Source organism: Providencia manganoxydans, from assembly GCF_016618195.1.
Classification (GTDB): Bacteria; Pseudomonadota; Gammaproteobacteria; order Enterobacterales; family Enterobacteriaceae; genus Providencia; species Providencia manganoxydans.
Window position 1 is genome coordinate 725,671 of sequence record NZ_CP067099.1, and the last position, 12,102, is coordinate 737,772.

The following is a 12,102-nucleotide window of genomic DNA, read 5'->3' on the forward strand; positions in this document are numbered from 1 at the left end:
TTAGCCTCTCGCAACTTTTTGAATATCGATTGCCACAACAGGAGGTTGTGCATAATAACTCGCATTGGTCTGCGACTTTTCTTTAAGACCCGCAGGAATTTGATACAAGGGACTTAAATCAGCGTAAGCTTCCGCTGTTTTAGCGTAAGCTGCCGTGCCAAGAGTATCTAAATAGCGGAACGCACCTCCACGGAAAGGAGGGAAGCCAAGACCATAAACTAAAGCAATATCTGCATCAGCAGGGCTTTGAATAATGCCTTCTTCTAAGCAACGAACAACTTCGTTAATCATAGGGATCATCATACGGGCAATGATCTCTTCTTTTGTAAATGACCTTTTCTCACTACTGATTGGTGCTAAAAGCTCATTTGTCTCGGGAGCATCAATTTTCTTTGGTTTACCTTTTTTATCTTTTTCGTATTGATAAAAACCTTTGCCATTTTTCTGACCAAAGCGTTTTTCTTCAAACATGACATCAATGGCATTTTTGCGTGTTTTACTCATACGTTCAGGGAAACCTAATGCCATGACTTGTTCAGCATGGAAAGCGGTATCAATACCAACGACATCAAGCAGATATGCAGGACCCATTGGCCATCCGAATTCTTTCTCCATAACTTTATCGATTTCTTTAAAGTCAGCGCCGTCTTGGAGTAATAAGTTGAAACCTGCAAAGTAAGGAAACAGGACTCTATTAACAAAAAAGCCTGGGCAGTCATTGACAACTATCGGTGTTTTACCCATTTTGCTGGCATAGGTAACGACCTTCGCTATTGTCTCATCGGATGTTTTCTCGCCACGAATAATTTCAACTAATGGCATGCGATGAACTGGGTTAAAGAAGTGCATCCCACAAAAATTTTCAGGTCGTTTTAGTGCCTTGGCTAATTCAGTGATAGGAATTGTAGATGTATTAGAGGCTAATACAGTTTCAGCGCTGACTAAAGGTTCAACCTCAGATAAGACCGCCGCTTTAATTTTCGGATTTTCTACAACTGCTTCTACAATAATCTGTGCGTTTTCAATGCCTGCATATGAAAGTGAAGGGTGGATAGAGGCAAGGGTTTTTGCCATTTTAGAGGCGTTTATTTTTCCTCTTTCAAACTGTGCATTTAATAATTTATGGGCTTCATCAATACCTAAATCTAACGATTTTTCATTGATGTCTTTCATTAGAACAGGGATGCCTTTACTTGCGGATTGGTAAGCTATCCCACCACCCATTATCCCTGCGCCAAGAACGGCAGCATGCTGAGGTGCATCAACATGGCGAGAAAGTTGTTTACTTGTCGCTTTAACTTGTTGGTCATTAAGAAAAATGCTAACTAAAGAACGGGCGACATCGCTATGTGCGAGAGGAACAAAGCTAGCGGTTTCATATTTTAAAGCTTCATCTCTGGCGCAGTTTGCGGCTTTTTCAATTGTGTTAACCGCAGCCATCGGTGCTGGATAGTGTTTACCTGCCACTTTGTAAACCATACCTTTAGCAACATTGAAGCTCATTGTTTGTTCGATAGGGCTAAGCTGCAATGGTTGTAACTTAGGTTGACGCCTTTGTTGCCAGTTAATGGCTCCTGAAATTGCGGATTCAATCAGTTCAAGCGCCGCTTGTGGTAATTTTTCAGTTTCAACGACCGCATCTACTAAACCTAATTTTAATGCTTCAGCGGCACCTACATCTTTACCCGCAGTAATAATCTCAAGAGCACTATCTAAACCGATTAATCGAGGAAGGCGAACAGAGCCACCAAAGCCAGGCATAATCCCTAATTTCGTTTCGGGTAGGCCTACCCGTAGATCTGGTGTCGCAATACGAAGGTCAGTAGAAAGGATGCACTCACAACCACCACCTAGCGCATAGCCATTAATGGCACTAAGAGTAGGTACAGGTAAATCCTCAATGCGATTAAAGATATGATTAGCGTAACCTAACCACTCACTTAGCGTTTCAGCAGGTGCTTCGAATAATGATAAAAACTCTTTGATATCAGCGCCTACAATGAAAGCGGGTTTATCAGATCTTAAGATAACTCCTAATAAATCAGATTGTTGTTCAAGAACAGAAACTGCTTCATCAAGTGAAGCAACGGTATGAGTATCCAACTTATTTATTGGCCCAGGCGAGTTAAAAACGAGTTCTGCAATACCTGTTTTCAACCATTGAACATAGATCGTTTCACTTTGATAAAGCATGCCGTTCTCCTTATGATGATTTAATCATCTGGTACGACCAGATGGATTTAGTGTGACTAGAATGTTAAGGAAATGCAAATAATCAATAACAAAACTGGAATGGTGATCACAGCAAATAAGAGAAATAGAGTCGTTGTGAAATAGGATTTATACTTATAATCAATGCGTTAACTTATTGATTGCTCAGACTGCATACCAGTAAATTAAAGAACGTGCTAAGCTTGGATTTTCTTATAAAGCTGAAAGGTTGAATGAAATGGAAAAACTGACTGCACTCTACGCTGAACATATTAAAACTTTGCAAACTAAAACTCAGCAAGTCTTACAACGCAGCAAGCTAGACGCCATATTGATTCATTCGGGTGAACCTATACGTATATTTCTCGATGATAGTGATTATCCATTTAAGGTGAACCCTCATTTTAAAGCATGGGTTCCTGTCACCGATGTACCGCACTCATGGTTATTAGTCGATGGCGTAAATAAGCCTAAGTTATGGTTTTATTCGCCTGTAGACTATTGGCACAGCGTTGAACCATTACCAACGAGTTTTTGGACTAAAGATGTTGAGCTGATCCATCTGAAAAATGCTGATGATATCAATGAGCTTCTTAACTACTTAGTTAAAGATAATGTCGCTTATATTGGCTCTTCAAAAGCTAGAGCGGAATCATTGGGGATCCGCCAACAGAATATCAATCCAAAACCTGTCATTGATTTTTATCACTTTCACCGTTCCTATAAGACCGATTATGAAATGTATTGCATGCGTGAAGCGCAAAAAATGGCAGTTAATGGTCATTTATCTGCATTTGAAGCATTTCAGGCTGGTATGAGTGAATTTGATATTAATATTAGCTATTTGCAAGCAACAGGCCATCGCGATACAGATGTTCCTTACGGTAATATTGTTGCGCTCAATGAAAATGCGGCGGTACTACACTACACTAAATTACAACAGCAAGTTCCGAATGAAATTAGAAGCTTTTTGATTGATGCAGGTGCTGAATATAATGGTTATGCAGCGGATATAACTCGTACTTACGCAGCTAAAAATAAAAGTGATTTTGCAGCATTAGTTGCGGATCTTAATAAAGAGCAGCTTGCATTGATAGATACAATCAAAGCAGGTGTTCGTTATACCGATTATCATGTTGATATGCATCATAGAATAGCCAAGCTATTGAAAAACCATTCAATAATTAAAGGTGTTAGCGAAGAAACTATGGTTGAAAAAGGGCTAACTACTCCATTTCTCCCTCATGGTTTAGGGCACCCACTTGGTTTACAGGTTCATGATGCTGCGGGTTTTATGCAAGATGAGAATGGTACTTTGCTTGCTGCACCAAAAATGTATCCTTTCCTACGCTGTACGCGTGTATTAGAGCCAGGAATGGTAATGACCATTGAGCCAGGACTTTACTTTATTGAGTCTCTATTAGCTTCTTGGCGTTCAGGTGAATTTAGCCAATATTTTAACTGGGAAAAAATTGAGCAATTCAAACCTTATGGTGGTATTCGTATTGAAGATAACATCATCATTCACCATAATCGGATTGAAAATATGACAAGAGACCTGCAACTACCGTAATGAAACCCTATTTAATACCGGCTGAATCAATTTCTTACGTAGAAGAAATTAAAAAAAGTCGTTTTATTACCTACCTTGCACATACTGAAGGTATTGATGCAGCAAAAGATTACATTCAATCGATTAAGGCTCAATATCCAGATGCCCGGCACCATTGCTGGGCTTTTGTCGCGGGCCGTCCTGATGATTCACAACAATTAGGTTTTTCTGATGATGGGGAACCTACCGGAACGGCAGGTAAACCGATAATGGCTCAGCTACTTGGGAGCCAGTTGGGAGAAATCACGTGTGTGGTTGTGCGTTATTTTGGTGGAATAAAACTTGGAACAGGTGGATTAGTTAAAGCCTATGGTAATGGTGCCCAGCAAGCGCTTAAGCTATTGCCGACACAAACTAAAGTACCACAAAAAATTTTTCAGTTAGTTTGTGATTACTCATTAATTAATTCGATTGAACAGCTCATCACACAGATTGGAGGGGTAGTTTTACATAGTGAATACAATGAGGTTGTATCTTTGCGTATTTCAATTCCTGCTACCCTAGAACGAGAAGTCAATGATAAATTACGTGATATGAGTCGCGGCGCGCTGGAACTCATAACAGAAACTGAATAGTCAATTGGTTAGCAAGGAACCTGCCGAATGCATTTTCGTGCAATAACCCGCATCGTCGGGCTGCTCGTCATTATTTTTTCTTTTACCATGGTCGTTCCTGGTATTGTCGCGTTGATTTATCGTGATGGTGCAGGGCGAGCATTCAGCCAGACTTTTGTTGTTGCACTTATCATTGGTCTGATTTTATGGATCCCAACCCGAAACAGTAAACATGAGTTGAAAGCGAAGGAAGGCTTTTTGATCGTGGTATTGTTTTGGACTGTATTGGGAAGCGTTGGGGCATTACCATTTATTTTCTCTGAAAAACCTAATCTTTCAGTTACGGATGCTTTCTTTGAATCATTTTCAGGGTTAACAACAACAGGTGCGACGACACTAACGGGTTTAGATACGCTTCCAAAAGCCATTTTATTTTATCGGCAGATGCTACAGTGGCTAGGTGGTATGGGGATCATTGTGCTTGCTGTCGCCATCCTCCCTTTATTGGGGGTTGGGGGAATGCAGCTTTATCGGGCTGAGATGCCTGGACCTCTCAAAGATAATAAAATGCGCCCAAGAATTGCCGAAACGGCGAAAACACTTTGGCTTATATATGTTTTACTAACAATTATCTGTGCAATTGCACTTTGGATTGCAGGAATGGATGTCTTTGATGCCATTTCTCATAGCTTTTCAACCATCGCTATCGGGGGGTTCTCAACCCATGATGCCAGTATCGGTTATTTTAATAGTCCAGCCATAAATACGATAATCGCTGTTTTTTTAATTATTTCAGGCTGTAATTTTGGGTTGCACTTTGCGGTACTGACGGGACGTAGTTTAGGAATTTACTGGCGTGATCCTGAATTTAGAACTTTTATTAGCTTTCAATTCGTTTTAGTAACGATATGTACATTAGTTTTGCTCTACCATTCTGTTTATGGCTCGTTTGGGCAAACGTTAGATCAAGCTTTTTTCCAAGTAGTATCAATGGCAACGACCGCAGGGTTTACGACTGACAGCTTTGCTGGATGGCCGCTTTTTTTACCTATGTTGCTATTGTGTGCGGCATTTGTTGGTGGTTGTGCGGGGTCAACTGGCGGTGGCTTAAAAGTTATTCGTATTTTATTGCTATTTTTACAGGGATCGCGTGAGTTAAAAAGGCTTGTCCATCCAAATGCCGTTTATACCATCAAGTTAGGACAAAGGGCGTTACCTGAAAGAATTATAGAAGCGGTATGGGGGTTCTTTTCGGCATATGCGTTAGTTTTTGTCGTCAGTTTATTGTTATTAATCGCAACGGGCGTTGATGAGTTCTCTGCTTTTTCTGCTATTGCAACCACTCTTAATAACTTAGGTCCAGGGCTTGGAACCGTCGCTGATAACTTTACAACGATGAACCCTGTAGGAAAATGGATACTCGTCGTGACGATGCTGTTCGGTCGTCTTGAAGTGTTTACATTATTAGTTTTGTTTACACCAACATTTTGGCGTGATTAGGTAATAGGATTAAAAATGAGTTATTTACTTCTGCATTCAAGCACGGATGGGCAAACTAAGAAAATTATATTAAAAATTGCGGAGCAGCTACGCAGCTTGGGTCGCCAGTGTGATATCCGTGATTTAAATAACGAAAAGAATATTAATGTTATTGCTTATGAGAAGATATTGGTTGGAGCATCCATACGCTATGGCCATTTTAATAAAGCCCTCTTACGGTTTGTTACGACACACCAAAATCAGTTGAATTCAATGAAGACGGCTTTCTTTGCTGTTAATTTAACGGCTAGAAAAGAAGGTAAAAACACTCCTGAAACAAACGCATACACACGTAAGTTTCTAGAAAAAAGTCCTTGGCAACCAAATTTGAAGTCGGTTTTTGCTGGGGCACTGATGTATCCACAATATGGGTGGTTTGATAAGACAATGATCCGCTTTATTATGAAGATGACGGATGGGCCTACAGATCCAAAAACAGAGATTGAGTACACAGACTGGGATAAAGTGAGTTTGTTTGCTAGAGAGTTTGAGGATTTGTAGTATTAATTTTCAACGATAAGAAGTGTATTTAATCGATTTGTTTAATGTTTCAGCAGTTAAGATAAAAAGTTAAAAAAACACTTGATAGATTTTTTCGACTCCCTATAATGCGCATCCGTTGTCACGACAAACCGCTCCGGTGGTAAGGTTAGAAAAGAAACCTAGTGATGACAGAGGTGAAAAAGAAAGAAAAAGTTAAAAATAATTACTTGACTTTCTGATAGAAAAACGTAGTATACGACACCTCGCGACAACAACCTAAACGGTTAATATCGAAAGATAAAGTCGCAACGCTCTTTAACAATTTATCAGACAATCTGTGTGGGCACTCACAAGACACTATCAAAAAAATATTTGATTTTAAAGTCTTGAAGAGTGACTAACACGTTAATTCATATACATATGAACTAATAGGTAATCTGGTTTCTTCGGAAATCAGGCGACAGTAAAACATTCTTTGAGCATCAAACACTTTTAATTGAAGAGTTTGATCATGGCTCAGATTGAACGCTGGCGGCAGGCCTAACACATGCAAGTCGAGCGGTAACAGGGGAAGCTTGCTTCTCGCTGACGAGCGGCGGACGGGTGAGTAATGTATGGGGATCTGCCCGATAGAGGGGGATAACTACTGGAAACGGTGGCTAATACCGCATAATCTCTTAGGAGCAAAGCAGGGGAACTTCGGTCCTTGCGCTATCGGATGAACCCATATGGGATTAGCTAGTAGGTGGGGTAATGGCTCACCTAGGCGACGATCCCTAGCTGGTCTGAGAGGATGATCAGCCACACTGGGACTGAGACACGGCCCAGACTCCTACGGGAGGCAGCAGTGGGGAATATTGCACAATGGGCGCAAGCCTGATGCAGCCATGCCGCGTGTATGAAGAAGGCCCTAGGGTTGTAAAGTACTTTCAGTCGGGAGGAAGGCGTTGATGCTAATATCATCAACGATTGACGTTACCGACAGAAGAAGCACCGGCTAACTCCGTGCCAGCAGCCGCGGTAATACGGAGGGTGCAAGCGTTAATCGGAATTACTGGGCGTAAAGCGCACGCAGGCGGTTGATTAAGTTAGATGTGAAATCCCCGGGCTTAACCTGGGAATGGCATCTAAGACTGGTCAGCTAGAGTCTTGTAGAGGGGGGTAGAATTCCATGTGTAGCGGTGAAATGCGTAGAGATGTGGAGGAATACCGGTGGCGAAGGCGGCCCCCTGGACAAAGACTGACGCTCAGGTGCGAAAGCGTGGGGAGCAAACAGGATTAGATACCCTGGTAGTCCACGCTGTAAACGATGTCGATTTGGAGGTTGTGCCCTTGAGGTGTGGCTTCCGGAGCTAACGCGTTAAATCGACCGCCTGGGGAGTACGGCCGCAAGGTTAAAACTCAAATGAATTGACGGGGGCCCGCACAAGCGGTGGAGCATGTGGTTTAATTCGATGCAACGCGAAGAACCTTACCTACTCTTGACATCCAGAGAACTTAGCAGAGATGCTTTGGTGCCTTCGGGAACTCTGAGACAGGTGCTGCATGGCTGTCGTCAGCTCGTGTTGTGAAATGTTGGGTTAAGTCCCGCAACGAGCGCAACCCTTATCCTTTGTTGCCAGCGATTCGGTCGGGAACTCAAAGGAGACTGCCGGTGATAAACCGGAGGAAGGTGGGGATGACGTCAAGTCATCATGGCCCTTACGAGTAGGGCTACACACGTGCTACAATGGCGTATACAAAGAGAAGCGACCTCGCGAGAGCAAGCGGAACTCATAAAGTACGTCGTAGTCCGGATTGGAGTCTGCAACTCGACTCCATGAAGTCGGAATCGCTAGTAATCGTAGATCAGAATGCTACGGTGAATACGTTCCCGGGCCTTGTACACACCGCCCGTCACACCATGGGAGTGGGTTGCAAAAGAAGTAGGTAGCTTAACCTTCGGGAGGGCGCTTACCACTTTGTGATTCATGACTGGGGTGAAGTCGTAACAAGGTAACCGTAGGGGAACCTGCGGTTGGATCACCTCCTTACCATTGAAGTGTTTTTGTGAAGTGCTCACACAGATTGTCTGATAGAAAGTAGAGCAGCAAGCGCGTCTGCGAAGCAGAGACTGATGTCCCCTTCGTCTAGAGGCCTAGGACACCGCCCTTTCACGGCGGTAACAGGGGTTCGAATCCCCTAGGGGACGCCAATGCGCCGGTCATCGAGTGAAAGGCGATACCCCAATAATGATTAAGCCCATTACAGTGTAGTGGGTTTAACAATTATGCTCTTTAACAATCTGGAACAAGCTGAAAATTGAAAACAACGCACATTGTTTATCGCTTAAACAATGTGAGAGTCTCTCAAAAATCTCAACTTGAAGATGTCGTCAACAGGCAGAAACCGTCGGGTTTCGTGTCGACTGACAGAAAAGACACCTTCGGGTTGTGAGGTTAAGCGACTAAGCGTACACGGTGGATGCCTAGGCAATCAGAGGCGATGAAGGACGTGCTAATCTGCGATAAGCGTCGGTAAGGTGATATGAACCGTTATACCCGACGATTTCCGAATGGGGAAACCCAGTGCAATCCGTTGCACTATCGTTTGATGAATACATAGTCAAACGAAGCGAACCGGGGGAACTGAAACATCTCAGTACCCCGAGGAAAAGAAATCAACCGAGATTCCCCTAGTAGCGGCGAGCGAACGGGGAGCAGCCCAGAGTCTTAATCAGCATCAGCATCAGGAGAACGGTCTGGAAAGTCCGGCAGTAAAGGGTGATAGCCCCGTATCCGAAGGTGTTGGTGTTGTGAACTCGACGAGTAGGGCGGGACACGTGTTATCCTGTCTGAATATGGGGGGACCATCCTCCAAGGCTAAATACTCCTGATTGACCGATAGTGAACCAGTACCGTGAGGGAAAGGCGAAAAGAACCCCGGCGAGGGGAGTGAAATAGAACCTGAAACCGTGTACGTACAAGCAGTGGGAGCACCTTCGGGTGTGACTGCGTACCTTTTGTATAATGGGTCAGCGACTTATATTCTGTAGCAAGGTTAACCGTATAGGGGAGCCGTAGGGAAACCGAGTCTTAACTGGGCGAATGAGTTGCAGGGTATAGACCCGAAACCCGGTGATCTAGCCATGGGCAGGTTGAAGGTTGGGTAACACTAACTGGAGGACCGAACCGACTAATGTTGAAAAATTAGCGGATGACTTGTGGCTGGGGGTGAAAGGCCAATCAAACCGGGAGATAGCTGGTTCTCCCCGAAAGCTATTTAGGTAGCGCCTCGTGAACTCATCTTCGGGGGTAGAGCACTGTTTCGACTAGGGGGTCATCCCGACTTACCAACTCGATGCAAACTACGAATACCGAAGAATGTTATCACGGGAGACACACGGCGGGTGCTAACGTTCGTCGTGAAGAGGGAAACAACCCAGACCGCCAGCTAAGGTCCCAAAGTCATGGTTAAGTGGGAAACGAAGTGGGAAGGCTCAGACAGCCAGGATGTTGGCTTAGAAGCAGCCATCATTTAAAGAAAGCGTAATAGCTCACTGGTCGAGTCGGCCTGCGCGGAAGATGTAACGGGGCTAAACCATGCACCGAAGCTGCGGCAGCGACATTTAGATGTTGTTGGGTAGGGGAGCGTTCTGTAAGCCTGCGAAGGTGTGCTGTGAGGCATGCTGGAGGTATCAGAAGTGCGAATGCTGACATAAGTAACGATAATGCGGGTGAAAAACCCGCACGCCGGAAGACCAAGGGTTCCTGTCCAACGTTAATCGGGGCAGGGTGAGTCGACCCCTAAGGCGAGGCAGAAATGCGTAGTCGATGGGAAACAGGTTAATATTCCTGTACTGGTGATAATTGCGATGGGGGGACGGAGAAGGCTAGGCTATCCGGGCGACGGTTGTCCCGGTTTAAGGATGTAGGCAGGTGAATTAGGCAAATCCGGTTCACTACATGCTGAGGTCTGATGACGAGTCACTACGGTGATGAAGTAGCTCATGCCCCGCTTCCAGGAAAAGCCTCTAAGCTCTAGATTATCATTAATCGTACCCCAAACCGACACAGGTGGTCAGGTAGAGAATACTCAGGCGCTTGAGAGAACTCGGGTGAAGGAACTAGGCAAAATGGTGCCGTAACTTCGGGAGAAGGCACGCTGGCGCTAGGTGAAGTGGTTTACCCATGGAGCTGAAGCCAGTCGCAGATACCAGCTGGCTGCAACTGTTTATTAAAAACACAGCACTGTGCAAACACGAAAGTGGACGTATACGGTGTGACGCCTGCCCGGTGCTGGAAGGTTAATTGATGGGGTTATCCGTAAGGAGAAGCTCTTGATCGAAGCCCCAGTAAACGGCGGCCGTAACTATAACGGTCCTAAGGTAGCGAAATTCCTTGTCGGGTAAGTTCCGACCTGCACGAATGGCGTAATGATGGCCAGGCTGTCTCCACCCGAGACTCAGTGAAATTGAACTCGCTGTGAAGATGCAGTGTACCCGCGGCAAGACGGAAAGACCCCGTGAACCTTTACTATAGCTTGACACTGAACATTGAGCCTTGATGTGTAGGATAGGTGGGAGGCTTTGAAGTGTGGACGCCAGTCTGCATGGAGCCAACCTTGAAATACCACCCTTTAATGTTTGATGTTCTAACGTTGCCCCGTAATCCGGGGTGCGGACAGTGTCTGGTGGGTAGTTTGACTGGGGCGGTCTCCTCCCAAAGAGTAACGGAGGAGCACGAAGGTTGGCTAAGCATGGTCGGACATCATGCGGTTAGTGCAAAGGCATAAGCCAGCTTGACTGCGAGAGTGACGGCTCGAGCAGGTACGAAAGTAGGTCTTAGTGATCCGGTGGTTCTGAATGGAAGGGCCATCGCTCAACGGATAAAAGGTACTCCGGGGATAACAGGCTGATACCGCCCAAGAGTTCATATCGACGGCGGTGTTTGGCACCTCGATGTCGGCTCATCACATCCTGGGGCTGAAGTAGGTCCCAAGGGTATGGCTGTTCGCCATTTAAAGTGGTACGCGAGCTGGGTTTAGAACGTCGTGAGACAGTTCGGTCCCTATCTGCCGTGGGCGTTGGAAGATTGAAAGGGGCTGCTCCTAGTACGAGAGGACCGGAGTGGACGCACCACTGGTGTTCGGGTTGTCATGCCAATGGCATTGCCCGGTAGCTAAGTGCGGAAGAGATAACCGCTGAAAGCATCTAAGCGGGAAACTTGCCTTGAGATGAGTCTTCCCTGACTCTTTAAGGGTCCTAAAGGAACGTTTAAGACTAAGACGTTGATAGGCTGGGTGTGTAAGCGTAGCGATACGTTGAGCTAACCAGTACTAATGAACCGTGAGGCTTAACCTGACAACACCGAAGGTGTTTTAGAGAGATTGAGTTGTTTTTGCGTAGTGAGAAGCCGAAAGGTGAGGGACACGCAGCTTGTTTGAGATTGAGGTTCTGGTTTGCGTTGAGATAACTGCAAACGGGAACGAAACAGAATTTGTCTGGCGGCAATAGCGCGGTGGTCCCACCTGACCCCATGCCGAACTCAGCAGTGAAACGCCGTAGCGCCGATGGTAGTGTGGGGTCTCCCCATGTGAGAGTAGGGAACTGCCAGACATTAAATTAGTGAAGAAGCCACCCAATGGGTGGCTTTTTTGCTTTTGGATGATAATTTATACTTTATGCAGCTAATTATTCAGCTAATTTATTTTAGTTAAGATATA

The 12,102-nt window shown here is 44.9% G+C and carries 5 protein-coding genes, 1 tRNA gene and 3 rRNA genes; 8 read left to right on the forward strand and 1 reads right to left on the reverse strand.

Annotated elements, in window-relative coordinates:
• Window positions 1-2,193, reverse strand: a complete 2,193-nt coding sequence (gene fadB / locus JI723_RS03150; RefSeq protein WP_337979770.1) for a fatty acid oxidation complex subunit alpha FadB — start codon at window positions 2,191-2,193, stop codon at window positions 1-3.
• Between the two features lie 256 nt (window positions 2,194-2,449).
• On the opposite strand from fadB, the gene pepQ reads away from it, so the two are divergent.
• The 8 genes from pepQ (at window position 2,450) to rrf (ending at window position 11,995) form a co-directional block, all read left to right on the forward strand.
• Window positions 2,450-3,784, forward strand: coding sequence for a Xaa-Pro dipeptidase (gene pepQ / locus JI723_RS03155; RefSeq protein ID WP_070927648.1), 1,335 nt, complete (start codon window positions 2,450-2,452; stop codon window positions 3,782-3,784).
• Entirely contained in the window at window positions 3,784-4,398 is a 615-nt protein-coding gene (locus JI723_RS03160; RefSeq protein WP_070927650.1) for an IMPACT family protein, read from the forward strand. The genes pepQ and JI723_RS03160 overlap by 1 nt, the downstream gene beginning before the upstream one ends.
• Window positions 4,399-4,425: 27 nt before the next feature.
• A complete protein-coding gene (gene trkH, locus JI723_RS03165; protein ID WP_272581077.1) occupies window positions 4,426-5,877 on the forward strand; it encodes a Trk system potassium transporter TrkH in 1,452 nt (483 codons plus the stop codon).
• A 15-nt stretch (window positions 5,878-5,892) separates the two neighbouring features.
• Window positions 5,893-6,417 (forward strand): menaquinone-dependent protoporphyrinogen IX dehydrogenase, encoded by a 525-nt coding sequence (gene hemG, locus JI723_RS03170; RefSeq protein ID WP_070927654.1) that lies wholly within the window; start codon window positions 5,893-5,895, stop codon window positions 6,415-6,417.
• Between the two features lie 475 nt (window positions 6,418-6,892).
• A 16S ribosomal RNA gene (locus JI723_RS03175) occupies window positions 6,893-8,432 on the forward strand.
• 85 nt (window positions 8,433-8,517) lie between these two features.
• Window positions 8,518-8,593, forward strand: a tRNA-Glu gene (locus JI723_RS03180).
• Window positions 8,594-8,835: 242 nt separating this feature from the next.
• A 23S ribosomal RNA gene (locus JI723_RS03185) occupies window positions 8,836-11,740 on the forward strand.
• Between the two features lie 139 nt (window positions 11,741-11,879).
• Window positions 11,880-11,995, forward strand: a 5S ribosomal RNA gene (gene rrf, locus JI723_RS03190).
• The 16S, 23S and 5S rRNA genes sit together here with 1 tRNA gene alongside, the layout of an rRNA operon.
• The last annotated feature ends 107 nt before the right edge of the window (window positions 11,996-12,102 follow it).